Genomic DNA, 26,425 nt, shown 5'->3' on the forward strand with positions numbered 1-26,425 from the left:
CCGAGCCGGTCACTTGGTGCCCCCGTCCGTCAGGGCCGCGCGCCCCGCGGCCAGGTCAAGTGCGATGTCCACGATCATGTCCTCCTGGCCGCCCACCAGTTGGCGGCGTCCGACTTCGAGGAGAATCTCCCGGGTGTCGATCCCGTGGCGCACGGCCGCGCGCTCGGCGTGCAGCAGGAAGCTGGAGTAGACCCCCGCGTACCCGAGCGTCAGGGTCTCGCGGTCCACCTGTACGGGGCGGTCGCGCAGCGGTCGTACGACGTCGTCGGCGGCGTCCTGGAGTGCGAACAGGTCGCAGCCGTGCTCCCAGCCGAGGAGATCGGCGACGGCGACGAACGGCTCCGCCGGACAGTTGCCCGCCCCCGCGCCCTGCCCCGCGAGGGCCACGTCGACGCGGCGTGCGCCGTGCTCGACGGCGGTCACGCTGTTGGCGACCGACAGGGAGAGGTTCTCGTGGGCGTGGATGCCGATCTCGGTCCGGTCGTCCAGGGCCTGGCGGTAGGCGTCGATCCGCTCCGCGACGTCCCGCATCGTGAGGCGGCCGCCGGAGTCGGTGACGTACACGCAGTGGGCGCCGTAGGACTCCATCAGGGCGGCCTGTGCGGCCAGGCCGCCAGGGGAGTTGAGGTGGCTCATCATCAGGAATCCCGAGACGTCCATGCCGTTCTCGCGCGCCCAGGCGATGTGCTGCGCGCTCACGTCGGCCTCGGTGCAGTGGGTCGCGACGCGGACGCTGCGTACACCGAGGCCGTGGGCCCGGCGCAGCTGCTCGATGGTGCCGATGCCGGGCAGGAGGAGGGTCGTGAGCTTCGCGTGTCGCAGCACGTCGGCCGCGGCCTCGATCCACTCCTCGTCGGTGTGGGCGCCGAAGCCGTAGTTGGCGCTTGACCCGCCGAGGCCGTCGCCGTGCGCGACCTCGATGGCGGCGACCCCGGCCCGGTCGAGCGCGGAGACGATCCGGCGCACCTGGTCGACGGTGTAGTTGTGCCCCATGGCGTGCATGCCGTCCCGCAGGGTCACGTCCTGTACGTAGAGCTTCATGCGGTGTCCCCTCCTCGGAGTGCGGCGATCCTCTCGCCGGTCCTGAGCGCGGCGGAGGTCATGATGTCGAGGTTCCCGGCGTAGTCGGGGAGGTAGTGGCCCGCGCCGAGCACCTCCAGGAAGACGGAGACCTTGAGGCCGGTGAACCGCCGCCCCAGGGCGGGCACCATGACGTCCTCGACGGGATCGAACTGCACGTCCTGCTTCAGCCGGTAGCCGGGGACGTACTCCTGGACGGCCGCCGCCATCCGCCGTACGGAGGCGTCGATCCGCTCGCGTACGTCCAGGTCCGGCGCGCCTTCGACCAGGCAGTACACGGTGTCGCGCATCACGAGCGGCGGCTCGGCGGGGTTGAGCACGATGACGGCCTTGCCCACCGCCGCGCCGCCGACGACGCGGATCGCCTCGCTGGTCGTCGCGGTGAACTCGTCAATGTTGGCCCGGGTGCCGGGACCCGCCGACTTCGAGGAGATCGAGGCGACGATCTCGCCGTACGCCACCGGGGCGACCTCGGACACCGCGGCCACGACGGGGATGGTGGCCTGCCCGCCGCACGTCACCATGTTCACGTTCGGCGCGTGCAGATGCTCGTCGAGATTGACCGAGGGCACGACGAAGGGGCCGATGGCCGCCGGGGTCAGATCGATCATCGCCTTGCCGTGCCGACGGGCGATGTCCGCGTTGCGTACGTGGGCCTTGGCCGAGGTCGCGTCGAAGATCACCTGGATGTCGGCGAACTCCGGCATGGCCATCAGGCCGTCGATGCCGCGGTAGGTGGTGGCGACCTTGAGCCGCCGGGCGCGGGCGAGACCGTCGGACTCCGCGTCGATGCCGACCAGCGCGCTCATCCGAAGGGTCTTCGACAGGCGCATCACCTTGACCATGAGGTCGGTCCCGATGTTGCCGGAGCCGATGACGGCGACCGGAACGGGGGCTGTGGCGCGGATGGTTGGGGTGCTCATGCGCTCTCCTCCACGAGGGCTGCCTCGCCGGCCGCCTCGACGACGGCCTCGACCTCGCCGAGCCCGTCAAGGGCGAGGCGGAAACGTCCCGGCCCGACGATCGGCACCATCGGGCCGAGCGCCCCGGACATCACCACGTCCCCGGCGCGCAACGGCCGCCCGCGCCCGGCCAGTTCGCGCGCGAGCCACGCCACGGCGACGACGGGCGAGCCGAGGCAGGCGTGGCCCGCACCGAAGGAGACGGGCTCGCCGTCCCGGTGGAGCGTCATCCCGACCCGGGCGAGATCGCGGGCGTCGAGGCCGTACGGGGTGGTGCCGAGGACGACCGCGCCGCTGGAGGCGTTGTCCGCGACCGTGTCGGTGATGGCCAGGTCCCAGTCCGCGATCCGGGAGTCGACGATCTCGATGGCCGGGAGCACGAACTCGGTGGCCCGCAGCACATCGGCGACGGACGCGCCGGGCAGGTCGAGATCGCGGCCGATGACGAAGGCGATCTCACCCTCGGCGCGCGGCTGGAGGAACCGGCCGAGCGGCAGCGGCTCGGTATGGGCGTAGACCATGTCGTCGAAGAGCACGCCGAAGTCCGGCCGGAAGACACCGAACTGCCGCTGTACGACGGGCGCGGTGAGGCCGATCTTGGCGCCGACCCTGCGGGCCCCGGCCAGCACCCGGGCATCGGCGACCCGGCGCTGCACCTCATAGGCGGCGTCGATGTCGTCGGCGCCCAGGTGGCTGCGGACCGGCGGGCAGGGGGTGCGGGTGGCCGCGGCGAGGGTGAGCAGCTCCGCGGCGGCGTCGACGCGCGCGGTCAAGTCCGCGCCGGATTCAAGGAGTTCGGTCACAGCTGTACGCACACATTCGTCGGCTCGGTGTAGAAGTGCAGGGAGGACGCGCCGCCCTCGCGGCCGATGCCGGAGAGCCCGACTCCGCCGAAGGGCGAGCGCAGGTCGCGCAGGAACCAGGTGTTGACCCAGGCCATGCCCACGTTCATCGCCTGCGCCACGCGGTGTCCGCGCCGCAGGTCGTTGGTCCACACCGACGCGGCGAGGCCGTACTCGGTGTCATTGGCCAGGGCGATCGCCTCGGCCTCGGTGTCGAAGGGGATGAGCGCGGCGACGGGCCCGAAGATCTCCTCGCGTACGACCCGGTCGGCGTTGGTGAGACCGGCCCACAGGGTCGGCTCGATCCAGGAGCCGCCGTCCAGGCCCGGCCCGAGCCGGGGAGTGCCACCGCCGGTCAGCACCTTGGCCCCGGCCTGTTCGGCGAGGTCGAAGTAGCCGAGCACCTTCTCGCGGTGGCTCCGCGAGATGAGCGGGCCCGTGGTGGTCGCCGCGTCCCAGGGGCGCCCCAGGCGCAGCTCCCCGGCCCGCTCCACGAGGCCGTCGGCGATGTCCTGGAACACGGGCCGCTGGACGTACACCCGCTCGGTACACAGACACACCTGCCCGGTGTTCGTGAAGACCGACTTGGTCAGACCGGTCAGCGCCTCGTCCACGTCGACGTCGTCGAAGACCACGGCGGCGTTCTTGCCGCCGAGCTCGAACGACACCGGGCGGACCCGGGGCGCGACGGTCTGCATGACGTGCGAGCCGGTCGCCGACGAGCCGGTGAACGTCACCCCGTCGATGCCGGGGTGGGAGGTGACGTACGCGCCTGCCGAGTCGTCGCCGAAGCCGTGGACCACGTTGTACGCCCCGGCGGGGAGCCCGACTTCGGCCAGTACCTCCGCGAGGAGGGTGGCCGTCGCGGGCGTCTCCTCGCTGGGCTTGACGACCACGGCGTTGCCGCAGGCGAGGGCAGGGGCGACCTTCCAGGTGAGGAGGAGCAGCGGAAGGTTCCACGGCACGATGACCGCGACGACACCGAGCGGCTTGCGCACCGCGTAGTTGAGGGCGCGGCGGCCACCCGCGAGATCGGTGAGGAACGACTCCTGACCGGCGGCGGCGACCACGTCCGCGAAGGTGCGGAAGTTGGCGACGGCCCGTGCGACGTCCAGTTCCCGCGCCTGGGTGACGGGCTTCCCGGTGTCGGCGACCTCGGCGGCGACGAACTCCTCGAAGCGTTCCTCGATCCGGTCGGCGGCGCGGCGCAGCAGCGCGGTCCGTTCGCGCACCGCCGTGTCCGCCCACCCGCCGTCGAGGGCCCGCCGGGCCGCCGCGACGGCGCGGTCGACGAGGGTGGCGTCCGCTTCATGGACGCGGGCGTGGACCTGGCCGGTGGCCGGATCGACTTTGTCGAAGCTGTGGTTCTCGTCGGGGTCGACGTACTGGCCGTCGACGAAATTGCGGATCCACCGCCGTGTGTCTGCCGTCATGACCACCACTCTGGGAGCCGTGGTCATGCCGGACAAATGAACTTCTCGTACGCAGCTATATCCGTACTGGTATAGCGCTGAGGCGAGGACCAGTAGGGCCCCGATATACCCAAACGGATATGCCAGGCCCCGGATTTGGTATTTGTGCGTCATGTAGCACGGCGTCAGGATCCACGACCAACGGAACCCGACGGAACCCGACGGACAGGTCACCCATGAGCCATTCATCCGCGCCGACGTCTCAGGAAGAAACCGTGGGCGGCGAAAGAACCGCTCCCTCTCCCGGAAGAACGGCCGTCGCGACGCTGGCCGGTACCACGCTCGAGTGGTACGACTTCTTCCTCTACGGCACAGCCGCCGCACTCATCTTCGACAAGCAGTTCTTTCCCTCGCTGAGTCCCGCCACGGGAACCCTCGCCGCATTCAGCACGCTCGCCGTCGGCTTTGTCGCCCGGCCCCTCGGCGGCCTGGTCTTCGGCCATTTCGGAGACCGCATCGGGCGGAAAGCGACCCTGGTGGTCTCCCTCGTTCTGATGGGTGTCGGTTCCACGCTGATCGGCGCCATCCCGAACTACGACGCGATCGGATTCTGGGCGCCCGTCCTGCTGGTTCTCCTGCGCGTGGTCCAAGGCATCGGACTGGGAGGCGAGGGCGCCGGGGCGACCCTGATGTCCATGGAGCACGCCCCGAAGGGAAAGCGGAATCTGTACGCGGGCTTCCCGCAGATGGGAACGCCGGCGGGTCTGGTCCTCGCCAATGTCATCTTCCTCGCCACCAACTCCCTCATGGGAGACAACGCGTTCACCGCGTGGGGCTGGCGGATTCCGTTCCTGATGAGCTTCGTTCTCGTCGCGGTGGGCCTGGTGATCCGGCTGCGGGTCACCGAATCACCGTCCTTCGACCGCGTTCGCGAGCAGCATCATGTGGTCAAGTTCCCGCTCGCGGAAGCACTCAAGGTCGGATTCCCGCGCCTCGGCCTCACCCTGCTGGCTGTCGTCGCGAACTCCGCCGTCGCCTATGTGTTCATGGTGTTCACGCTGTCGTACGGCACGAAGCATCTCGGTTACGGGAAACAATTCCTCATCCTGAGCGTGACGGCGGCCGCGGTGCTGTGGTTCGCCACCATTCCCGTATGGACGAAAATCGCCGACCGGTACGGCCGGAGAACGATGTTCATCGGCGGCTCAGCGGCGATCCTGGTGTGGTGTGCCGCCTTCTTCCCGCTGCTCGACACGGGGAATTCCGCCCTTGCCGTCGTGGCCCTCGCCGGAATGGGCCTCGTCATTCCGGTCACCCACTGTGTGCAGGGCGGCATCATCGCCGACACGTTTCCCGTCCACGTCCGCTACTCCGGGTCCTCGCTCATCCTCCAGAGCGGCGCCATCCTCGGCGGCGGGCTCGCACCCATGATCTCCACCGCGCTCCTCGACTCCGGTGAAGGTTCCTCGTCGGCCGGCGTGACCTGGTATCTCGTGGGCATGTGCGGGATCAGTCTCGCCGGGGCGGTGGCGCTGTTCCGTACGGTGCCGGAGACTGCGCCCGGTGCAGCCGTACTCGCCACGGAGGGCGCCGACGCATGACCGAACCGACGATGATCCGCACCGGACCCGTCCGCTACGCCACCGCGGAGCGCTTCGTCCGCCCACGGCCCGTGCCGCACCCGGACCCCCGCCCCTCCAGCGGCGAGATCTGCCCGCAGCTGCCCTCCAGGCTCGACGCGGTGATGGGCCCGCCCCTTGACCGCCACCCGCAGGGCGAGGACTGCCTGAACCTGTCCATCACGACACCGGCCCGCGACGCCGGGGCACGCCCGGTGCTTGTGTGGCTGCACGGCGGCGGGTTCAGCAGCGGAGCCGGCCTGATGGACTGGTACGACGGCGGCGCGCTCGCCGCCCAGGGCGATGTGGTGGTCGTCGGCGTCAACTACCGTCTCGGCGCGCTCGGTTACCTCTGCCTCGACGGGATCAGCGAGGGCAACCTCGGCCTGTACGACCAGCTGGAAGCCCTCCGCTGGGTCGCCGCGCACATCGCCGCCTACGGGGGAGACCCCGGCAACGTCACGGTGGTGGGCCAGTCGGCCGGCGCCCTCTCCATCCGCCTCCTCCTCGACATGCCCGAGGCCAGGGGACTCTTCCGCCGCGCGATCCTGCAGAGCGCCCCGCTCGCGCTCGCGGCCCGCCCCCGCGAGGACGCCGAGATCCTTGGCCGCCTCTTCGCCGACTTCCTCGCCACGGACCCGCGCACCGCTGACGCGCCCGCGATCCTGGCGGCCCAGCGCGAGACCGCCGTGGCCAACCTGAGCCGCTCCGGCAGCACGATGGAACCCGCGTTCACCCCCGTGGAGGCCGCCCACCCCTCCTCGGTGTCCTTCGAGGATCACGTACGCGGCCTCGACATCCTGTACGGCTGGAACCTGGACGACATGAGCGCGTTCCCCGGCGAGGGCGACGACGTGGCGGACCTGACCCGCCGCGCCTACGAAGAGCCCCTCTCCCTCTTCGGGGCGCGCGCGGCACGAGCGGGCGCCCAGGTGTATACGTACCGCCTCGACTGGCGCCCGGCCGGATCGGCCTTCGGTGCCACCCACTGCCTCGAACTCCCCCTCCTCTTCGGCTCGCGCGAGGCGTGGCGGGCGTCACCGATGCTCGGGGCCGTCTCCTGGGAGGACGTGGACGCACTCGGCTCGAAGCTGCGTACCGCCTGGACCACGTTCGCCCGCACCGGGACGCTCGGGACGCTCGGGATGCCGGGGGCCATTTCCCGCCCCTGGTGAGACCAGAGGTCCACAAATTTCCGCAATGTGGTGCGGGCCCAGGGCCGGTCGGGCGAAATATGTAGCGCTTGCCCGTGCCGTGAAGCCCATCTCGTGCTACTGTTGATCGTAGTTGCAGTTGTGGTTCCCATAAGACTTCAAGTGCCTTTGGCGGATCTATTCCGCCGGGCACTTTTGTATTTCCGGGAGAAGTTTCCCGGACGGGGCAATCAACGTGGCGACGCCGGGGTTCGCACAGTGCGGGTCCCGGAGCTTGCCCCGAAGGAGATATTTAGTATGGCTACTGGCACCGTGAAGTGGTTCAACTCGGAAAAGGGCTTCGGCTTCATCGAGCAGGAGGGTGGCGGCCCCGACGTCTTCGCCCACTACTCGAACATCGCCACCCAGGGCTTCCGTGAGCTTCAGGAAGGCCAGAAGGTGAACTTCGATGTCACTCAGGGCCAGAAGGGCCCGCAGGCGGAGAACATCGTTCCTGCCTGACGCTGAAGCGTAAGACGACGCTGGTGCCCGCACCTCACGGTGCGGGCACCAGCTCGTTGCTGTTTACAGAAGTTTTGTCTTTTATTCGGCTCGTGCTTGCAATTCGTTCGGTTGAAATTCACCGAGAATTCCTCGATGCGTGCCATATCGAGGAAGGTTCTCCATGAACCGTTCAGCTCGCACGAACGACCGCTATTCCAATCCCCGCAACAGCGGCGGCCCCCGCGGTGCCAACCCCCGCAAGGGTCCCGGCAACCGCTCCGGCGGTTACAGCCGCAGGCCCTCCGCCCCCCAGGGCGAGTTCGCCCTGCCGGTCACCATCACCCCGGGTCTGCCGGCGGCGGAGACCTTCGCCGAACTCGACATGCCGGCCCCGCTGTTGAAGACGCTCACCGGCCTCGGCGTGACCGAGCCCTTCCCGATCCAGGCGGCCACGCTGCCGAACGCCCTCGCGGGCCGGGACGTACTGGGCCGTGGCCGCACCGGATCCGGCAAGACCCTCGCCTTCGGACTCCCGCTCCTCGTGCGCACCGCAGGTCAGCGCGCCGAGTCGAAGCGGCCCCTCGCCCTGGTCCTCGTTCCCACTCGGGAGCTCGCCCAGCAGGTCACCGAGGCGCTCACTCCGTACGCCCGGTCGCTGAAGCTGCGTATCGCCACGGTGGTCGGAGGCATGTCGATCGGCAGGCAGGCCGGTGCGCTGCGCACCGGCGCGGAGGTCGTCGTCGCCACGCCCGGACGCCTCAAGGACCTCATCGAGCGCAAGGACTGCCGCCTGGACCGGGTGAGCATCACCGTCCTCGACGAGGCCGACCAGATGGCCGACATGGGCTTCATGCCCCAGGTCACCGAACTGCTCGACCAGGTGCGTCCCGACGGCCAGCGGATGCTGTTCTCCGCCACGCTCGACCGCAACGTCGACCTTCTGGTGCGCAGCTACCTCCACGACCCGGTCGTCCACTCGGTCGACCCCTCCAAGGGCGCGGTCACCACGATGGAGCACCACGAACTGCACGTGCACGGCGCCGACAAGATGGCGGCCGCCACCGAGATCGCGGCCCGCGACGGCCGGGTGATCATGTTCCTGGACACCAAGCACGCCGTCGACCAGTTCACCAAGCACCTGATGGGCAGCGGCGTACGGGCCGCGGCGCTGCACGGCGGCAAGTCACAGCCCCAGCGCACCCGCACCCTCGCCCAGTTCAAGACCGGTGCGGTGACGGTCCTGGTGGCCACGAACGTCGCGGCTCGCGGCATCCACGTCGACAACCTCGACCTGGTGGTCAACGTCGACCCGCCCACCGACCACAAGGACTACCTCCACCGCGGCGGCCGTACGGCACGCGCCGGTGAGTCCGGCAGCGTCGTCACCCTCGTGACGCCTAACCAGCGCCGCGACATGAGCCGTCTGATGTCCGCTGCCGGGATCAGGCCGCGGATCACCCAAGTGCGCTCCGGCGAGGCCGAGTTGAGCCGCATCACCGGCGCGAAGGTCCCCTCCGGCGTGCCGATCGCGGGCAGTGCGCCCGCCGATCGCCCCAAGCAGCGCGGTGGCGCCCCCTTCCGGGGGATGGGTACGCGTCCGGGGCAGCCCGGCCGCTCCGGGGGTGGCTCTCGCCGTACGGCCGAATCCCGCGAGATGGCTGAGGCCCGTAAGGCCGCACGGGTGCGTCGCGCTGCCTGACCGACGGGAGCGTTCTTCCCACCGTCCGAACCCTGACGCCGTCTGCCGCTTCCTCAACGATTAACCGATTTGCCTAAAGGTATTAGGCAACTGCATAATCGGTTATGCCGAAGGAGAGGGGCGTCATGGTTCGCGCAGGACTGACCGCGGAGCGCCTGGCGCAGGCCGGGGCCGAGCTGGCCGACGAGGTCGGCTTCGAGCAGGTGACCGTCTCGGCGCTCGCCAGGCGCTTCGACGTGAAGGTCGCGAGTCTGTACTCGCACCTGAAGAACTCACAGGACCTCAAGACGCGGATCGCCCTTCTTTCGTTGGAGGAGCTCGCCGACCGGGGTGCCGCCGCGCTGGCCGGGCGGTCAGGCAAGGACGCGCTGGCCGCGTTCGCCGACGTCTACCGGGACTACGCCCGTGAGCACCCCGGGCGCTACGCCGCGGCCCAGCTGAGGCTCGACCCGGAGACGGCCGCCGCCAGCGCGGGCGTCAGACACGCACAGATGACACGGGCGATCCTGCGCGGATACGACCTGACGGAGCCCGACCAGACCCACGCGGTCCGGATGCTGGGCAGCGTCTTCCACGGCTACGTCAGCCTGGAGATGGCCGGGGGCTTCAGCCACAGCGAGCCGGACTCGCAGGAATCGTGGGCACGCATCCTGGACGCCCTCGACTCCCTGCTGCGGAACTGGCCCCCCGCGCCCTGACCGGGTCCGCACAGGCCGGCTTCCGTGGGGCCTTCCGGCACTTGGACCGGCAACCCGGACCGACAGCCCAGACACGATGATCAGCAGGCGGAGACCATGGACCCCGAGTACGACTGGATCGACACACCCATCACCGCGGACATCCTGCGCGGCGCCCTCGACCTGGAGCGCACCGCGCACGGCGTCCTGCCGCACCGGCTGCCCGCATGGGCCCGCGCCCAGTGCGCCGACGGACAGTTGGCCATGGCGGAATCCCAGCCCTCCGGTGTACGTCTCGTCTTCCGCACCCGCGCCACCGCCATCGAACTGGACACGCTGCGCACCAGGCGCGACTACGTGGGCGCACCGCCCCGCCCGGAGGGCCTGTACGACCTGCTGGTGGACGGCCACCTGGCCGGTCAGGCCCCCGTGAGCGGCGGCAACACCCTGACCATCGACATGACCAACGGTTCCGTCGAGCGCCGGTCCGGCCCGGCCGGCACCCTGCGCTTCACCGAACTGCCCGACGGCGCCAAGGACATCGAGATCTGGCTGCCGCACAACGAGACCACCGAACTCATCGCGCTGCGCACCGACGCGCCCGTCGAGCCCGCACCGGACCGGGGCCGCAAGGTGTGGCTGCACCACGGCAGTTCGATCAGCCACGGCTCCGACGCGGCGAGCCCCACCGCCGTCTGGCCCGCCCTCGCCGCTTCCCTCGGCGGTGTCGAGCTGATCAACCTCGGCCTGGCCGGCAGCGCGCTCCTCGACCCGTTCACGGCTCGCACCCTGCGGGACACTCCCGCCGACCTGATCAGCGTCAAGATCGGCATCAATGTCGTCAACGCCGACCTGATGCGCCTGCGTGCCTTCGGTCCGGCTGTCCACGGCTTTCTCGACACCATCCGTGAAGGCCACCCCGGCACGCCGCTGTTGGTCGTCTCCTCCGTCCTGTGTCCCATCCACGAGGACACCCCGGGCCCGAGCGCGCCGGACTTCGGCGACCTCGGCTCTGGACGGCTGACGTTCAGGGCCATGGGTGATCCGGCGGAGCGTGCAAGCGGAAAGCTGACGTTGCGCGTCATCCGCGAGGAGCTGGCCCGGATCGTCGAGCAGCGGTCGGCCGATGACCCCAACCTGCACTACCTCGACGGCCGTGAGCTGTACGGGGAGGCCGACGCCGCCGAGCTCCCGCTGCCCGACCAGATACACCCGGACGCCGCAACGCACCGTCGCATGGGCGAACGCTTCACCGAGCTGGCTTTCGGGGCAGAGGGCGCCTTCGCAGGCTTGAAGGCCTGAAGGCTCGAAGACCTGAAGGCTTTAAGGCTTTAAGGCCTGAGGTCGTCACCTACCCGAAGTCGGCGCGCCCCTTGGCTCCTTGGGTGAGCAGCCACTGGACGACGTCATCGGCGCCCTGCGCGCGGGCGATGTCCAGGGGCGTCATGTCGTCGTAGCCGATCCAGTTCACGTTCGCCCCCTGCTGCAACAGCCGCCTGGCGGTGGGAAGTTGGCCGCCGTGGCAGGCACCCCAGAAGGCGCTGGTGATCGCGGACCGTGTGGGGGAGTCGGGTGCGGCGAGGAAGACCTCGACCTGGTCGAGCAGTCCCAGGGTGGCGGCATCCTGCAGGTCCGCGCGGGCGCCGTGCTCCAGAAGCCTGCGGGCCGCCCGCCACTGACCGAAGCCGCGCGCGTCGGCGAGCGGGGTGCCGCCGCCGATGACGGCGCCGTCGGCCTCGATGTCGGCTCCCGCGGCGATGAGGGCGTCCAGCGCGATGATGTCGTCGTTGCTGGCGGCCCAGTGCAGGGGCGTCTCGGTGTGGGTGCCGACGAAGCGGGCATCAGGATCGGCGCCCGCGGCGACGAGGGCGGCGATGACCTCCTCGGCGTGGGGGTGGTGGCCGGGCCAGTCGGTGGCGATGTGGAGGAGGCTCCGCCGGCCCGCGGCAGGACCGTCCTGGCTGATCAGGCTTGTGGCCAGCGAGGGTCGGTCGGCCAAGAGCTGACGCAGCGCGGGGACGTCACCCTTCCGGATGGCCTCGGTCACCGAAATGGCAAGCGGGTCAAGGAAGTTGAGGATGCCCATGAAGGGAAGACCTCCTGCTTGATCGGGTTGGTCCAGACCTATTGACGGCAGGTCTGGACCACTTTACGGTGTGGCGCGTCGCACTACTTACGTCTCCAGGCACGACAGTCCAGGAGGTAAGCGTGTCATCCCGAACCTCTCCCCACACCCCGCGCCGAACACGGTCCCGTTTCCTGGCGGCGGGCCTGGCGATGGCCTTCGCGGTGCCGGTGCTCGTCGGTGCGGCGCAGAGCAGCGCGGCGCGGAGCAGCGCGGCTTCGCAAGCGGCCCACCACGCCCAGGCCGCGCAGGACGAAACGTGCGCGGTCAAGTCGAAGCCCGCCGGAAAGGTGCTCCAGGGGTATTGGGAGAACTGGGACGGCGCCGCCAACGGCGTTCACCCGCCGTTCGGTTGGACGCCGATCACCGACACGCGCATGCGCGACCACGGCTACAACGTGATCAACGCGGCCTTCCCCGTCATCCGCTCCGACGGCACCGTCCTGTGGGAGGACGGCATGGATTCGACGGTGAAGGTCGCCACACCGGCCGAGATGTGCCAGGCCAAGGCGAACGGTGCCACGATCCTGATGTCGATCGGCGGCGCGACGGCGGGTATCGACCTCAGCTCGAGCACGGTCGCCGACCGCTTCGTCGAGACCGTGGTGCCGATCCTGAAGAAGTACAACTTCGACGGCATAGACATCGACATCGAGACCGGCCTCGTGGGCAGCGGCAACATCAACCAGCTCTCCGCGTCGCAGGCCAACCTCGTCCGCATCATCGACGGCGTCCTCGCCCGGATGCCCGCCAACTTCGGCCTGACGATGGCGCCCGAGACGGCGTACGTGACCGGGGGCAGCGTGGCGTACGGCTCGATCTGGGGCGCGTACCTCCCCATCGTCAAGAAGTACGCGGACAACGGCCGCCTCTGGTGGCTCAACATGCAGTACTACAACGGCAGCATGTACGGCTGCTCCGGCGACTCCTACTCCGCCGGAACCGTCCAGGGCTTCATCGCACAGACGGACTGCCTGAACAAGGGCCTGGTCGTCCAGGGCACGACGATCAAGGTCCCCTACGACAAACAGGTCCCGGGCCTGCCCGCCCAACCGGGGGCGGGCGGCGGCTACATGACCCCGAGCCTGGTGACCCAGGCGTGGAACCACTACAACGGCGCGCTGAAGGGCCTGATGACCTGGTCCATCAACTGGGACGGCTCAAAGGGATGGACGTTCGGCGACAACGTGAAGAAGCTGCTCTAGCCCGGGAACCGCGCATCACTCGGCGAAGGCGTCGGTCACCACTGGGCGATGGCCGGTGCGTCCGGTTCGTGTTGGGGCCACATCTCGGTGAGGCGGGTGAGTCGTTCCGTGGCGGCGAAGCCGTGGGCCGCCGCTACCTTGCCGTCGCTGATCTCGAACGCCACCGCGCCCACGATCCGGTCATCGAGCGCGGCGAGCACGGCGGGCCAGCCGTTGACCCGGCCGATGTGGATCGTGGGTGAGCCGCCGGCCAGGCGTCGCTTCGCGGGGGTGGGTTTGAAGGCGGTGCGCATCATGGTGGCGATCCGCTCGGGGGTCTCGTAGCGCCACAGCCTCCTGGTGAGTCCCGCGCCGTCGGAGACCGCGGTCGCGTCGTCGGTGAGAAGCGCCACCAGACGTTCGGTACGACCTGAGGACGCGGCGGCCAGGAACTCCTCGAGGACGTCGCGCGCGGACGCCGGGTCGACCTCGCCGCCGCCGCGGCGCGCGGCCGCGACCCGGCGCCGGGCCCGGTGGACGTGCTGCTGGCTGGCGGACTCCGAGATGTCGAGGATCTCGGCGATCTCGGAGTGGGCGTACGAGAACACCTCGCGCAGGACGTAGACGGCCCGTTCGACCGGCGAGAGCCGCTCCATCAGGGTCAGGACGGCCAGCGACACCGACTCGCGCTGCTCGAAGGTGTCGGCCGGGCCGAGCATCGGGTCGCCGTCGAGGAGCGGCTCGGGCATCCAGGCCCCGGCCGCGCGCTCGCGGCGCACCGGTGCCGAACGGAGCCGGTCCAGGCACAGGTTGGTGACGACCTTGGCCAGCCAGGCCTCCGGCACCTCGATCCGCTCCCGGTCGGCGGCGTGCCAGCGCAGGTACGCGTCCTGCACTATGTCCTCGGCGTCGGCGGCCGAGCCGAGCAGACGGTACGCGAGCGAGGCCAGCCGGGTCCGGTCGGCCTCGAAGCGGTCAGCGGCGATGCTGTCCATGCGACGATCCTATGCCGCGGCCTTTCCGGGTGCGGTGGCCACGGCCGTGCTGTCGGCAGTTGTCAGGGGGGCAGCCCCTGTGGTCGCGGTCAGGCGGCGCTTGCGCTTCGGCATGCCGAAGGTCGGGTGCGCGACGCCCCACAGGCTGCCCCTGAGGACGCCCGCCTTGAGCCGCGCGGCCTTCCGGCCGCCCAGGAACCACGACTTCGCCCGTACGTCGCTGTCGACCATCTGAAAGATCGCGTCGTACCGCCCGAGGCTGATGTGGTTGCCGATGTAGTTCTTCTTGACGCTCGGAATCCGGCGCCCGGTCAACTGTCCCACGATCGTGTCCGTCGCCTGCATGTTGGTGTACCCCGCCGAGGCGCAGGACATCGGCAGCGGCCTGCCGTTGTCGCCGATCGCGTACGCGCTGTCGCCCGCGGCGTAGATGTCCGGGTGGGAGACCGAGCGCATGGTGTCGTCGACGACGATCCGGCCGCCCTCGGTGACCTCGAGACCGGCGGCGGCCGCGATCGGGTCGACGGCGAACCCGGCCGTCCACACGGTCGCGTCGGCCGGGTACGAGGTGCCGTCGGCGCCGATCGCGTACGTCGCCCCCACGGCTTCGATGGCGGTGTGCTCGTGGACGGTGATGCCAAGCCGGTCGAAGGCCTCGCGCAGGTGGAGCCGGGCCCCGGGAGAGAGCCAGGCTCCCAGCTCGCCACGGGCGGCGAGCGCCACGGAAAGACCGGGGTGCGACTCGGCGAACTCGGTGGCGGTCTCGATGCCGGTCAGGCCCTCGCCGACGACCAGTACGGAGCCGGCTCCGCCCAGACCGTCCAGGCGTGCGCGCAGCCGCAGCGCCGACGGCCGTCCCGCGACGTCGAAGGCGTGCTCGGCCACGCCGGGGACGCCGTGGTCGGCGACGCGGCTGCCGAGCGTGTACAGCAGCGTGTCGTACGTGAGCTCGCCGTCCCCGTCGCCGTCCCCGTCCTCGCCGGTCACGGTGACGGTCCTGCGGTCCGGGTCGACCGCGGTGACGCGCGCGACGCGCAGCCGTACCCCGGAGCCCGCGAACACGTCGGCGAGCCGCCGGGTCGCGAGTTCCCGGCCCGCCGCGAGCTGGTGCATGCGCATCCGCTCGACGAAGACCGGCTCGGCGTTGACGACGGTGATCTCGGTGTCGGCGGGCGAGAGGCGACGAGCCAGGCTCCCGGCGGCGAAGGTTCCGGCGTATCCGGCGCCGAGGACGAGGATGCGGTGCTTCATGATGTGGCTCCTGTCTGAATCGCTTGCCCCTTGAGCGGGACAGCGCCGCGATTTCTGACAGGGGTGAGGTGTGAGGTGGGTCACCTCTCGTCACCTTCGCCAAAACAGGTGGTGCGTCACTCCGCTCGGGCTGGGCACGACCTCGAGGTGGAAACGGTCGAGCAGCTCGTCGGGGGATTCCCACAGCCGTGACCCGGATCCGATCTTCACCGAGGAGACCGCCACATGAAGGGTGTCGACGAGGTCGGCGTCGAGGAACTGCCGGATGGTGGTCGCACCGCCGCCGAGCCGCACGTCCTTGCCCTGTGCGGCCTCCCGCGCCTGGTCGAGGACCGTGGCCGGGTCGCCGTCGACGAAGTGGAACGTGGTGTCGGAGAGGGTGAACGAAGGCCGCTTGTGGTGGGTCATGACGAACACCGGGGTGTGGAACGGGGGCTCGTCGCCCCACCAGCCCTGCCACTCATGGTCCTGCCAGGGCCCCCGCTGGGGCCCGAACTTGTTGCGGCCCATGATCTCGGCGCCGATGTTGCGGGCGAAGTCCCGCGTGAAGTAGTCGTCGAGCCCGCGGGTGCCCCCGGCGTCGGTGCGATTGGGCCAGCTCGCCGTGGCTCCGGCCCAGGAGAGCACGTCCCCGGGGTCGGCGTCACCGAACGGCCTCTCGAGGCTCTGATTCTCTCCGGCACCGAATCCGTCCCGCGATACGCCGAAGTTCTGCACTCTGAGCAACTGAGTCATGTGACTTCTCCCGGGTGGCGGTCCTGTGTTGGCGGACCTGTGTTGGTGGCAACGGTAGGACCGTCCTCGCCGGGAAAAGTCATCGGCGCGGCGTTCAGCGGCATCGGGAGGGTCAGGGCCGCTCGGGCGGACACGGGTAGGGGGCTGTCGCATCCAGCGGGCCCAGGCTCGGCGGTGTCCAGTTGGCGTGCCGCAGGATGGCCTGGATGGTCGTACGGGAGGGGGTCAGCCGTAGGGCCGTGTTGCGCAGGGCGATGGCCAGGGGGTGCGTCAGTTGCTGACCCATCCGGCCGGCCAGGCGGGCGGCGCGTGCCACGGACTGGCTGCGTGGGCGGCGCTCGGTGTCGTAACGGGTCAGTGCCGATTCGACGGTGGGCTCGGTGGCGAGCGCGGCGGACAGTACGGCCGCGTCCTCCAGTGCCTGGCAGGCGCCCTGGCCGAGGTTCGGGGTCATGGCGTGGGCCGCGTCACCGAGCAGGGCGGTGCGTCCCACGACGTAGGCGGGCAGCGGAGTGGTCAGCTCGTGGATGTCGTGGTGCAGCACGGCGCCGGGCCGGGTCGCGGACAGCAGCGCCGGGATCGGTTCGTGCCAGCCGGAGAAACGGCGGCGCATCTCGGCCAGGGGATCCGGATAGCGCACTCCGGCAGGTGAGTTGAGGACGGCGTGCCACTCGGCGCGGCCGTCGGCGAGGGCGATGTGGCCGAATTCGGCGCCGCGCCCCCAGGTCAGTTCGAAGTCGCCGCGTACGTCGACGGGGCGCTCGGTGATGGCGCGCAGTACCGTCGATCCGCTGTAGGCGGGGCCGGGGTGGTGCGGGAAGAGCTGGGTGCGCAGGCGGCTGTTGAGGCCGTCGGCGGCCACGACCAGATCCGCCTCCAGGACGGTGTCCCCGAGGGGGACCCGCGGCCGGGCGGGATCCGAGCGGTCGACGGACGCGGCCTCGGCCCCGAGGAGCAGGGAACCGGGCGACAGGGCCTCTCGCAGCAGGCGGTGCAGTGTGGCGCGGGGGATGCCGACGATCGGTGTGCCCAACTCGCGCTCCAGGGCGGCTCCGTCCATCCGCGCGAGGCGGCCTCCGGCCGGGTTACGGGTGCCGCCGCTGTACTGGGGCCGAGCGGCGGCGCGGATCACTTCTCCGACGCCGAGGGCGTCCAGGGCGCGGATGCCGTTGGCGTGCAGAGAGATGGCCGCGCCCGCGTCGTCGAGCACGGGGGCGCGTTCGATGACTGTCACCTCCCAGCCGATGAGCCGCAGACCGATGGCGGCGGCCAGGCCGCCGATCCCTCCGCCGACAACTACCGCGCTGCTGCCCATGTGTGGCCCCCTCGTGTTTGCCGTGCAGCGGACTTCTAAAGACTCCCGCATCCTTCTACAGGTGTAGAAGGAGCGTACTCCACTGCCTCTACAGGTGTAGAAATGGGGGGTGACCACAAATCGGACCACAGATCGACGCACCGTCCTCGCCGACGCGGCCATCGGTGTCCTCGCCGACGCCGGGATGCGGGGCCTGACCCACCGCGCCGTGGACCGGGAGGCGGACCTGCCGCCCGGCACCACATCGGCGTACTTCCGCACACGCCAGGCGCTGCTCACCGCCCTCGCCCGCCGCCTCGTCGCCGTCGACCAGGCGGAACTCCAGGCGATCGGGGAACGGACGCCGGTGCCACGGAACGCGGACGAACTGGTGGCGGGGATCGCCGAGTTCGTCGAGCAACAGCTCACGGGCGAAAGGCGGCGACGCTCCCTGGCGCGCTACGCGTGCGCCATCGAGAGCGTGCACCACCCCGAACTCCGGGAGATCCTCGTGCCGCGCAAGAACGCGGCGCGACAGGTCGTACGCGACTTCCTGACCGCGCAAGGTGTCGCGGACGCCGACGGCCGGACCGTCACGCTGCTCACCTGTGTGGACGGGTTGGTCTTCGACCGTCTGGTGGGGGGCGGGACCGTGTCGGAGCAGGAGATCCGCGGCCTGGTGGCGGCAGCGCTCCGGTAGCCCTCCTCCGCGGGCATCGAGTGGGTCCAAACGGCCGTGGTTGAGTCTGGTGATGAGCAAGAAGCAGGTGTTGCTGTCCACCCCGTCCCATAACCTCGTGCATGGAGACGTCAGATGCCATGTGCACCCACTGCCATGTGCACCCACACTGAGGAGGCGATGGTGCTCGGAATGAGCACGCGATGGCTCGCGGGTGCCATGACCGTGGCCTGCATGGTGCTCGTCGGCCCCAGTGCGCCGAGCGACGCCCTCTTCGACAGATCACCGCCCGAGGCCGTCAGGGATGTCGTACCGAACCGCGTCATGACGTGGAACATCTGCAACCCCTGCGAGGAGAGCGATGTCGACCGGGCCGCGGAGATCGCCTCGTACGCGCCCCAGGTCATCGGCCTGCAAGAAGCGTGCGTGGGTGACGTCGAGAGGATCCGGGAGTATCTGCAGTACCTGCACGGGCTGGTCTACCACGTCGAGTACGGTTCGGTGCTGAGCAGTTGGGGCCGGTGCGGGGGAGTGCCGTGGAACCCGGGTGGCTTCGGCCAGGCGGTCCTCTCGGCGGCGCCGATGACAGACCGTGTGAACGTGGAGTACCCCGACGGCGGATCCGAAGACCGTGGGTACATGGCGGTCACCACGACGGTGGGCGGCCGGTCCGTCCGGGTCTTCAACACGCACCTCGCCCAGCGGAGCCAGGAAGAGGTCCGAGCGGAGCAGGTCGGTGTACTCGCCGCAGAGGTCGCCCGGCACGACCGTGCGATCGTTCTCGGCGACTTCAACGCCGTGCCGGAGGCTCCCGAACTCACCCGGGTGTGGGAACTGGCCACGGACACGGACCCGCAGTGCCGTCCCTCGCTCGCCGGCACCTGCAAGACGACCACCGACTGGCACACCAAGTTCGACTACATCTTCCTGCGAGGCATCGCCCCGCTCAGGCACCGCGTGGAATCCACCTCGTACTCGGACCACAACCTGCTGCACACTGACCTGGACCCAACGTAGGGGGAGCCTGATCCATGACCGCCGCCCCGCGCATCGCACTCGACTCCGCCTCGGCCGTCGACGGCCGCCACATCCGGGCCCTGACCTTTCAGTCCGTACGCATGGAGTATCTGCGGCGCGTGCTCGGGGAGTTGGGCATCACGGCGGCCGGTAGCCGGGCGCTTGTCGTCGGCAGCGGGCGCGGCATCTTGGCGCGTGGCCTCGCCCGGCTCGGGTTCGAGGTCGTCGCTGTCGACCCGTCCTTGGCCGCGACGGCCCTCGCCTCGGAGGCGGACGACGGTCTCGGCATCACCTACCGGACGACACCCCCGGAGGCACTCGACCTTCCGGGCGGTTCCTTCGACCTCGTGTACTGCGCCGACACCCTCGAGATCACCGAACATCCGGACGCGGTCCTCGCGGACGCGGCGCGCGTGCTGCGTCCCGGCGGGGCTTTCGTCTACGACACGGTGAACCGCACCCTCGTGTCCCGCCTCATCTACCTCGGCGCCTTCCAGGCCTTCCCGGCCACGCGCATCATGCCCCACGGCCGCTACGCCGCTCACCGGTTGCGCCGTCCGGCGGAGCTCGCCGAGGCCCTCGACCGGGCGGGGCTTTCGGCGCGGGACGTCTCGGCGTTCAAGCCGCGCGACGTACGGAGCCTGGTGCGGGCGACGCGCGGACGCAGGCGCGGCACGCTGACCGACGAACAGTTGCCGGAGTTGGTCGAGATGGTGCTCGAGCCGGAGGGCAGCCCGGTGGTGACGTATCTGGGGTACGCGGTCTGAGCGGGGGCGGCCTACGCCGCACCCGGGCTCTTCACCCGCTCCTCCGAAGCGGCGGGACGCTTCCCGCCGCTCGATGCGACCACCCGGCCGGTCCGCGTGCCCGACAGCGCCGCGAGCGCGACCGCCGCCAGGGCGAGTGCGACGCCCGCGACGGTGGCCGCCGTGACGTCCGTGTCACCGTGCGGGAGCAGCAGGTCAAGGGCGAGTGAACCGACCAACTGGCCGGTGATCGTGCACAGTCCGAGCAGCAGGACGCCGAGCTTCTGGACCGCGGCGACCGCGATGGTGATGAAGGAGATGCCGACCAGGCCGCCTAGATAGAGGTACGGGTCGCTCGGCAGGCGGGACGGAAGCCCGGCGGCCACGGCATGCACCAGGAAGATCACACTCAACGCGCCGGTACCGGCGGCGAAGTTGAAGAACGTCCCCGCGTACGCGGATCCGGCGGCGTTCTTCACATGACCGTTGACCGCCTGCTGCCAGCTCACGCACACGCCCGCCACCAGCGGCAGCAACAGCATCAAGTACGGGAACCCGCCGCCCAGTTTGTCCGCCATCGACAGGCCCACGGCCGCGAGCACGAGCACCGCGCCGACGACCCTGCGCCGCGTAGGCCGCTGCGGCCCGGCAGGACCGAGCCCCATCCGGTCGAAGAGCAGACCCCCGGTGACCTGGCCCGCGACGATCGCGACCGTGAACAGTGCGACCCCGAGTGCCCCGACCGTCAGCCCCTGCGCGAGCAGGAAGGCAGCGCCTCCGAAGCCGCCGAGCACCTGCCACCACCTGAGGCGCCTGCCGCGTACGTCCGCGAGCACCAGACCGACCCCGCGGCGCGGCTTGCGGAGTACGAGGAGCCCGAGGGCCAGCACCACGAACCCCGAGCCGAACGAAATCACCGCGGCTGCGAATCCGTCGCCGCCGAGCCCGGCTGCGAGCTCACCGGTGATACGCGCTTGCAGGGATATCAGGGTGCCGGAGAAGACGGCGAGGAGCAGCCAGGGGGCTGCGGCGGCGGGCATGTGCGTACTACCTCTGGGTGGGCGTCGACGGTGGGCAGGGGGTGCCCCGGAGGCGCCTGGGCAATGGCGGCCGGGCCCGTACCTTTCCAACTGATCAGTTCATTTCTAACCGATCGGTCCGTCGTCGGACAGGGCGGGCCGGATGACGAGACGGTGCTCCACGAATCAGTGCTTGATGAATCAGTCCTTCACGATTCGGCGGACGTTCTCGATGCTTCCGCAGCCCGCCTCGAGGTGCTTGTCGCGTTCCCTGGTGAAAGCGGCGCCCAGTTCCTCGCGGCGATCCATGGCCACGTTCTCGCGTGCGCCGTTGAGGATCGTCCGCTCCTCCTCATCGGTGTGGTGGGACACAGCCTCGACAAGCTTCTCCAGTTTCTCGTCCCAGTCGTCGGAGCCGACGTCGTCCACTTCGAGGAGTGCCAGCAGCGCTTCATTGCCCTCCTCGTGTTCCTCGACGCCGTGTTCGACCTCGTCGTTGTCGATGTCCCGGTAGCGCCTGAGGGCGGGGTAGACCTCGGCCTCCTCCGCGAGCGCGTGCGCGATGAGAAGGTCGGCGAACTCCTTCAGGGCATCGGCCCGTTCGGCCTCCACGCTGCGCATGTCGCGGAACAGACCCTCCATCCGCCGGTGATCATCGAGGATCAGCTCGACGACGTCCGTTGCCGTTGCCTTGTCCGGCATGTCGGGGCTCCTTCTCAGCAGGGGGCAGAGGGCTCAGCGCTGTGAGCGACTGCGTACGGATACCTTCGTAGTGAGCGGCTTCGTACAGATACGTAACGTGCTCACTCGCCTACGAGGTGCCTCGTGTACCCGGCCGTCGCGTGTGTCACTCCTGCGGCCCACCGACGCGGCGGGAGTGCACGGAGCTGGCGGCTCGTCCACCGGCGGCCGGCTCGCCGGCCAGGGGGATGTGGGCGGTGACGCGTTTGCCGGCCGGTTCGAGGTGCACGTGGAAGTTCTGGGCGACGGCCTTGACGATCTCCAGGCCGTGCCCGCCGATCCTGTGCGGGTCCTCGGGGCGGGCGACGGGACGGGCGCGGGCGCTGTCGTGCACGGTCACCGCCACCGAGGAGTCCACGATGCGCAGCTCCATGACCATCGGGCCGGGGGCGTACTTGCGTGCGTTGGTGACCAGCTCGCTGACCACCAGTTGCGTCAGGTCCATCGCGCGGGCGGAGACGGTCACGTCCAGGTCCGTCCGGGCGCGGGTGAGGAAGTCGAGAGCGAGGTGACGTGCTTCGGCGATGGAGGAGTCCCCGTCGTTCAGGGGGACGGCGAAAGCCATGGGATGAGCTGCCGACGACCCTTCGCCGCCACTTCCGGCTGACTCCATTTCCGCTCCACCTTCGTCCCCGCGTCCCCGTTTTCTGCTCACTTACCCTGCTGGACGCGGCACATTCTGCTCCGACCCGGATCGATAATCTGTTCGAGCGCAGCTGGCTGTCCGAACCGTCGCACAGGCTCCCGACGCATGCCCGGGGCCCGCGCCGCACCAGCGAGTGCGGTCGAGAACATGGTGACAGACCCCAGCCCAGGACACCCCGCTCTTCATGCCGAACCCGTCGCAAGGGGCACACGGCGGCGCAGCCGCTTGATCACTCAGGTCTCAACCGGCGGCCGACCGCAGGGTCGCCAGCGCCCGGTCCGCGTGGGCGCTCATCCGGAACTCGCTGCGGACCACCTCGAGCACGCGCCGGTCGGAGCCGATGACGAAGGTGGCGCGCTTGGTCGGCAGGGGGCCGAAGCCGCGTGCCACGCCGAACTGGCCGCGTACCACGCCGTCCGGATCGGACAGCAGGGGGAAACCGAACGTGTGCAGCCCCGCGAACTCACGCTGGCGCTCGACGGCGTCCGAGCTGATCCCCACCGGCCTGGCACCCACTGCCGCGAACTCGGCTGCCAGGTCCCGGAAGTGGCATGCCTGGGCGGTGCAGCCGGGGGTCATTGCCGCTGGATAGAAGAACACCACCGCCGGGCCTTCGGACAGGAGAGACGAAAGGGTCGTGGGCGTGCCGCTCTCGTCGGGCAGGGTGAAGTCCTCGACCAGGGAGCCGACTTGGATGCGTGTCATCGCTTGGCTCCTTGGCCGGGGTGGAGGCGGGCAGGCGAAGAGCGAGGCGGGCGTGGGGGAGGGGCGGACATGGGGTCTCCTGACGGCTCGGCATCACAAGGCGGCGTGGCACGCGATACTACTCGGCGGTAAGGAGGCGCGTACTCGGCCTGGTTCCCTGCTTCCCCGGCGAAAAGCTCGCGTGGAGCCGCTCGCGTGGAGCCGCTCGGAATCCGATGCCTGTGTCTGGCCCTGCCGGGCTCTGTTCCCCCGTGCTCCTTCACGGCTGCATCTCGGCTCGTCCGGCGCGCGGGAGCAGCTCGCCGGACGTCGTGGTCTGAGCCCCTGGGGCGGCCCTGGCGCCCCAGGGACTCGGCGCGGGCAGCGCACGGTTCGCGCGCGGCCCGCGGTCACGCCGCCTGAGCGTGCCTGACGCCGTCCTCTCCGCGGACGGCCTCCGCGCGCACTCGGGCGCAGCTGGTGGTGATGAGACGGGAGACGTGCATCTGTGAGATGCCGAGCTCCTCGGCGATCCTGCTCTGCGTCATGTCCTCGAAGAAGCGCAGGTACAGGATGGTCCGTTCACGCTCCGGCAGCCGCCGCAGCCCGGTCTTGGCGGCCTCCCGGTCGGTGATGCAGTCGTACGCGGGGTCGGTCGCCCCGAGGGTGTCGGCCAGGCTGAATCCATCGGGGTCCGAGGAGATCTCGGCGTCCAGCGACAGGGCGCTGTAGCTCGTCATGGCCTCCATCCCCTCGCGGACCTCGTCCTCGGTCAGTCCCGCCTGCGCGGCGATGTCCGCCGAGCTGGGCTCGGCGTCGCTGCCCGGCCGGTCCAGGAGTTCGCGGCGCGCGACCCGGACCTTGTTGCGCAGGTCCTGGACGCGACGGGGTACCCGCACGTCCCACATGCGATCGCGGAAGTGCCGGCGCAGCTCGCCGGTGATGGTGGGCACCGCGTAGCTCTCGAAGGCTCCGCGCTCGGGCTCGTACCGGTTGACGGCCTTGATCAGGCCCATCGCGGCAACCTGCCGCAGGTCTTCGAGGTTCTCCCCCTTGTTGCGGAAACGGCTCGCCAGCCGGTGCGCCATGGGCAGCCAGGCCGTCACGATCTCCTCGCAGAGCAGGTCGTACTCGGGTCCGCCGTCGAGGGTGGCCAGGCGCGCGAACGCCGCCTCGGTGTCGGGGGCGTCGTCGTGCAGGTGCCGGGTTCCCGTGCGACGACGGGCGGAGGGTGCGGTGAGATCGGTAAGCATCAGGAATCGCTCCTCAGCGGTGGGCGAACAGGTGACCGCGGAGAGAACGGGACGGCCCGGAGCCGGACATCCGACAGGAGTGGGCATACCGCTCCCCGCGAATGCGCCTCCGGTCCGAAGCACGATGTCCGCCTGCCCCTGGACTCGGAGAGGAAACAACCACCAGTTGGGCGCATGCGTACGGAGCCATGGTCGAACGCCCGCCCCCGTCCGTCGACGTGCGGGCCGCACGGCTACCAAGAATCATGAGGACAAATCGCCGCGGTCGAACCCACGGAGGCGGACCGGCCGAGTCGAACCGCTGATGAGAAAGGTGCATCGCATGCCTGCTGGATCGAGCAAGAAGCGTGAACGCCAGTACGAGCACATCAAGGACAGCGCCGAGGACCGCGGGGCCTCGACCAAGCGCGCGAAGGAGATCGCCTCCCGGACGGTCAACAAGGAAAGGGCACGTTCGGGAGAGTCGAAGACGGCCAGCAAGACGTCCACGCGCGACAAGAAATCGGCGTACGAGCGAGGCGGGGAGCGATCGCACAGCGGCGCGCAGGGCCCGACGAAGGATCAGCTGTACGAGGAGGCCAAGAAGAAGAACATCGAGGGCCGCTCGTCCATGAACAAGAAGGAACTCAAGCAGGCTCTCGGCCGCTGAGCGCGAGGTGCATGGCGAGGGGCGGACGGGGCACGCGTGACGCGGGGTGCGAAGCGTCGGAACGGCCTCGGGCGCTTGGCCCCGTCGATCGGCCGCATGGGGGTGCGGCCGATCGACGGCCCCTCGGGCGAGGCCGGGTGCCATGGCGTCAGGGCAGGGGAGTGCCGCCGCTCGCGCGGCGGTCCGGAGGACGCGGCGTCACCCGGGGGCTTCGCCCGACAGGAGGGAGTCGTCGGCGGGACGGGCGCCGGGCAGGTGGTGACTCGCGGCCACCAGGGCGGCGTCGATGTCGCTGGTGCCGGTGGCCAAGCACAGGCTGTAGGCGACGTCTTCGTACTCCTGGCGGCTTGCGGCGCTTCCCTGGTCGGCCCGCAGCACGGCCAGAGCCTTGTAGCGTTCCACCAGGTCTTCCAGGACCACGGGGTGTGCCAGCAGCATGAGCATCCTCTCTCGGGTTGCGGTGAGACCATCGCGTCGCCCGTGTGCCCGTGCCGGAACAGATCAATCTGCGGTGGCGTGAGGCGAGGGTCACTCCGGACAGGGGTCTGCACGGGGTGATGCGGACGCCCCCGTATGAGCCTTTGCCGCCTCGCGCAGGGCCTGCAGTCCGGCCGCCACCAGAGGATGGGCCGCGCTGCCCCGCCGCACGGCGGTCAGGAACCGTCGCGTGGGAACGGGCGTTCCCCGCAGCGGGACGCGCGTGACCGCCTGTTGGGGGAGCGGCACGATCCTTGGCATGAGACAGATGCCGAATCCCTCGGCGACGAGCGAGGAGACCGCGTACCACTCCTTGACCTGATGGGTGATGCGGGGAGTGAAGCCGGCCGCCGTGCACGCCGCCATCACCAGCGGGTAGGTGTCGTTGTTCGGCTTCTTCACGATCCATGACTCCCCGGCGGCTTCCGCGAGTTCGACTCCTTCGGGCCGGGCAAGGCGGTGTCCCTCGGGAACCAGCAGGTCCTGACGGTCGGTCAGCAGCGGGGCCTGCTCGAAGCGGGCGTCCGTGACGGGCGGCGCGTCGGGGCCGGGCAGCACGAGGGCCACGTCGGTCTCGTCCGCGAGCAGCATCCGGTAGCACTCGGCGCTCTCTTCCTCGACGATCAGCGACTCCACCAGCGGGTGGGTCCCCCGCAGCCGGGCCGCGGCCGGAGCGCCGAGCGCCGCAAGCGCCGATGACACCCCGCACATCCGCAGCGGGCCCCGAGCGTCCTGGGTGCTTGCGCCCTGCTGGGCCAACTCGGCCTGCGCCGCCTCCCATTGCACCCGCAGCGCGTCGGCGTGCCTGAGCACGACATGCGCAGCCGGTGTCAGGCGTACGCGCCGCCCCTCGGGGCGCAGCAGCTCCACTCCCAGATCGCGGGCCAGCAGCCTCAACTGCTGCGAGACGGCCGAGGGGGTCAGGTGCAGGGCCCCGGCGGTCGCGGTGACCGTGCCGTGCTCGGCGAGCGCCTGAAGGACGTGCAGCCGATGGTCAATCAT

At 70.1% G+C, this 26,425-nt stretch carries 27 protein-coding genes; 11 read left to right on the plus strand and 16 right to left on the minus strand.

All coding sequences use genetic code 11. The annotated features are described in order from the left end of the window. Positions 1-9: 9 nt before the first annotated feature. The 4 genes from dmpG to E5671_RS41125 are packed head-to-tail and all read right to left on the minus strand — an operon-like array spanning position 10 to position 4,317. Positions 10-1,041, minus strand: a complete 1,032-nt coding sequence (gene dmpG / locus E5671_RS41110) for a 4-hydroxy-2-oxovalerate aldolase (RefSeq protein ID WP_160509306.1) — start codon at positions 1,039-1,041, stop codon at positions 10-12. Beyond that, positions 1,038-2,003 (minus strand): acetaldehyde dehydrogenase (acetylating), encoded by a 966-nt coding sequence (locus E5671_RS41115; protein WP_160509307.1) that lies wholly within the window; start codon positions 2,001-2,003, stop codon positions 1,038-1,040. Before E5671_RS41115 ends, dmpG begins: the two co-directional genes overlap by 4 nt. Continuing rightward, positions 2,000-2,845, minus strand: coding sequence for a 2-keto-4-pentenoate hydratase (locus E5671_RS41120; protein ID WP_336605990.1), 846 nt, complete (start codon positions 2,843-2,845; stop codon positions 2,000-2,002). The genes E5671_RS41115 and E5671_RS41120 overlap by 4 nt, the downstream gene beginning before the upstream one ends. Then, entirely contained in the window at positions 2,842-4,317 is a 1,476-nt protein-coding gene (locus E5671_RS41125) for a 2-hydroxymuconic semialdehyde dehydrogenase (RefSeq protein WP_160509309.1), read from the minus strand. Before E5671_RS41125 ends, E5671_RS41120 begins: the two co-directional genes overlap by 4 nt. Positions 4,318-4,532: 215 nt before the next feature. On the opposite strand from E5671_RS41125, the gene E5671_RS41130 reads away from it, so the two are divergent. The 6 genes from E5671_RS41130 to E5671_RS41155 all read left to right on the plus strand — a co-directional run bounded on the left by E5671_RS41130 (position 4,533) and on the right by E5671_RS41155 (position 11,230). Next, positions 4,533-5,897: an MFS transporter gene (locus E5671_RS41130; RefSeq protein ID WP_160509310.1), complete on the plus strand. Its 1,365-nt coding sequence runs from the start codon at positions 4,533-4,535 to the stop codon at positions 5,895-5,897. Beyond that, entirely contained in the window at positions 5,894-7,090 is a 1,197-nt protein-coding gene (locus E5671_RS41135; RefSeq protein ID WP_160509311.1) for a carboxylesterase family protein, read from the plus strand. Before E5671_RS41130 ends, E5671_RS41135 begins: the two co-directional genes overlap by 4 nt. Before the next feature lie 276 nt (positions 7,091-7,366). Next, complete coding sequence (locus tag E5671_RS41140; RefSeq protein ID WP_100598391.1) at positions 7,367-7,570, plus strand: cold-shock protein; 204 nt, start codon at positions 7,367-7,369, stop codon at positions 7,568-7,570. A 163-nt stretch (positions 7,571-7,733) separates the two neighbouring features. Beyond that, the gene (locus E5671_RS41145; protein ID WP_160509312.1) at positions 7,734-9,251 is read left to right on the plus strand and encodes a DEAD/DEAH box helicase; all 1,518 of its coding nucleotides are present in this window, start codon (positions 7,734-7,736) and stop codon (positions 9,249-9,251) included. A 125-nt stretch (positions 9,252-9,376) separates the two neighbouring features. Then, positions 9,377-9,949, plus strand: a complete 573-nt coding sequence (locus E5671_RS41150) for a TetR/AcrR family transcriptional regulator (protein WP_160509313.1) — start codon at positions 9,377-9,379, stop codon at positions 9,947-9,949. Between the two features lie 96 nt (positions 9,950-10,045). Then, positions 10,046-11,230: a GDSL-type esterase/lipase family protein gene (locus E5671_RS41155; protein ID WP_160509314.1), complete on the plus strand. Its 1,185-nt coding sequence runs from the start codon at positions 10,046-10,048 to the stop codon at positions 11,228-11,230. 49 nt (positions 11,231-11,279) lie between these two features. Here the strand turns inward: E5671_RS41155 and E5671_RS41160 are convergent, their stop codons facing one another. Then, entirely contained in the window at positions 11,280-12,014 is a 735-nt protein-coding gene (locus tag E5671_RS41160; protein WP_160509315.1) for an ankyrin repeat domain-containing protein, read from the minus strand. Between the two features lie 191 nt (positions 12,015-12,205). Here E5671_RS41160 and E5671_RS41165 point away from each other — a divergent pair, with 191 nt between their 5' ends. Next, positions 12,206-13,258 carry a chitinase gene (locus E5671_RS41165; RefSeq protein ID WP_160510748.1) on the plus strand — a complete coding sequence of 351 codons (1,053 nt, stop codon included), beginning with the start codon at positions 12,206-12,208 and terminating at the stop codon, positions 13,256-13,258. 35 nt (positions 13,259-13,293) lie between these two features. On the opposite strand, the gene E5671_RS41170 is transcribed toward E5671_RS41165, so the two are convergent. From E5671_RS41170 to E5671_RS41185, 4 genes are all read right to left on the minus strand, one after another. Further along, complete coding sequence (locus E5671_RS41170) at positions 13,294-14,232, minus strand: sigma-70 family RNA polymerase sigma factor (protein ID WP_160509316.1); 939 nt, start codon at positions 14,230-14,232, stop codon at positions 13,294-13,296. Positions 14,233-14,241: 9 nt separating this feature from the next. Further along, positions 14,242-15,483: an NAD(P)/FAD-dependent oxidoreductase gene (locus E5671_RS41175; RefSeq protein ID WP_160509317.1), complete on the minus strand. Its 1,242-nt coding sequence runs from the start codon at positions 15,481-15,483 to the stop codon at positions 14,242-14,244. A 90-nt stretch (positions 15,484-15,573) separates the two neighbouring features. Then, positions 15,574-16,218, minus strand: coding sequence for a dihydrofolate reductase family protein (locus tag E5671_RS41180; RefSeq protein ID WP_160509318.1), 645 nt, complete (start codon positions 16,216-16,218; stop codon positions 15,574-15,576). Between the two features lie 112 nt (positions 16,219-16,330). Continuing rightward, the gene (locus E5671_RS41185; protein WP_160509319.1) at positions 16,331-17,533 is read right to left on the minus strand and encodes an FAD-dependent monooxygenase; all 1,203 of its coding nucleotides are present in this window, start codon (positions 17,531-17,533) and stop codon (positions 16,331-16,333) included. A gap of 184 nt (positions 17,534-17,717) precedes the next feature. On the opposite strand from E5671_RS41185, the gene E5671_RS41190 reads away from it, so the two are divergent. From E5671_RS41190 to E5671_RS41200, 3 genes are all read left to right on the plus strand, one after another. Continuing rightward, positions 17,718-18,212, plus strand: coding sequence for a TetR family transcriptional regulator C-terminal domain-containing protein (locus tag E5671_RS41190; protein WP_160510749.1), 495 nt, complete (start codon positions 17,718-17,720; stop codon positions 18,210-18,212). Positions 18,213-18,383: 171 nt separating this feature from the next. Next, positions 18,384-19,208 carry an endonuclease/exonuclease/phosphatase family protein gene (locus tag E5671_RS41195; RefSeq protein WP_237330348.1) on the plus strand — a complete coding sequence of 275 codons (825 nt, stop codon included), beginning with the start codon at positions 18,384-18,386 and terminating at the stop codon, positions 19,206-19,208. 14 nt (positions 19,209-19,222) lie between these two features. Further along, positions 19,223-19,975, plus strand: coding sequence for a methyltransferase domain-containing protein (locus E5671_RS41200; RefSeq protein WP_160509321.1), 753 nt, complete (start codon positions 19,223-19,225; stop codon positions 19,973-19,975). Positions 19,976-19,986: 11 nt separating this feature from the next. On the opposite strand, the gene E5671_RS41205 is transcribed toward E5671_RS41200, so the two are convergent. From E5671_RS41205 to E5671_RS41225, 5 genes are all read right to left on the minus strand, one after another. Then, complete coding sequence (locus tag E5671_RS41205; RefSeq protein ID WP_160509322.1) at positions 19,987-20,994, minus strand: DMT family transporter; 1,008 nt, start codon at positions 20,992-20,994, stop codon at positions 19,987-19,989. 180 nt (positions 20,995-21,174) lie between these two features. Beyond that, on the minus strand, positions 21,175-21,675 hold the full coding sequence (locus tag E5671_RS41210; RefSeq protein ID WP_160509323.1) for a hemerythrin domain-containing protein: 501 nt from the start codon (positions 21,673-21,675) through the stop codon (positions 21,175-21,177). Positions 21,676-21,820: 145 nt separating this feature from the next. After that, positions 21,821-22,279 (minus strand): ATP-binding protein, encoded by a 459-nt coding sequence (locus E5671_RS41215; protein ID WP_237330349.1) that lies wholly within the window; start codon positions 22,277-22,279, stop codon positions 21,821-21,823. Positions 22,280-22,600: 321 nt separating this feature from the next. Further along, positions 22,601-23,065: a peroxiredoxin gene (locus tag E5671_RS41220; protein WP_160509325.1), complete on the minus strand. Its 465-nt coding sequence runs from the start codon at positions 23,063-23,065 to the stop codon at positions 22,601-22,603. Between the two features lie 389 nt (positions 23,066-23,454). Beyond that, complete coding sequence (locus E5671_RS41225; protein WP_160509326.1) at positions 23,455-24,297, minus strand: SigB/SigF/SigG family RNA polymerase sigma factor; 843 nt, start codon at positions 24,295-24,297, stop codon at positions 23,455-23,457. Positions 24,298-24,619: 322 nt separating this feature from the next. Between E5671_RS41225 and E5671_RS41230 the strand changes: the two genes are divergently transcribed. Further along, positions 24,620-24,946 (plus strand): plasmid stabilization protein, encoded by a 327-nt coding sequence (locus E5671_RS41230; RefSeq protein ID WP_160509327.1) that lies wholly within the window; start codon positions 24,620-24,622, stop codon positions 24,944-24,946. Positions 24,947-25,144: 198 nt separating this feature from the next. On the opposite strand, the gene E5671_RS41235 is transcribed toward E5671_RS41230, so the two are convergent. Together E5671_RS41235 and E5671_RS41240 are read right to left on the minus strand one after the other, a co-directional pair. Beyond that, a complete protein-coding gene (locus E5671_RS41235; protein ID WP_160509328.1) occupies positions 25,145-25,384 on the minus strand; it encodes a DUF5133 domain-containing protein in 240 nt (79 codons plus the stop codon). A gap of 90 nt (positions 25,385-25,474) precedes the next feature. Beyond that, positions 25,475-26,425 (minus strand): LysR family transcriptional regulator, encoded by a 951-nt coding sequence (locus tag E5671_RS41240; RefSeq protein ID WP_160509329.1) that lies wholly within the window; start codon positions 26,423-26,425, stop codon positions 25,475-25,477.

The organism is Streptomyces sp. BA2 (assembly GCF_009769735.1).
In the GTDB taxonomy this organism is placed as follows: domain Bacteria; phylum Actinomycetota; class Actinomycetes; order Streptomycetales; family Streptomycetaceae; genus Streptomyces.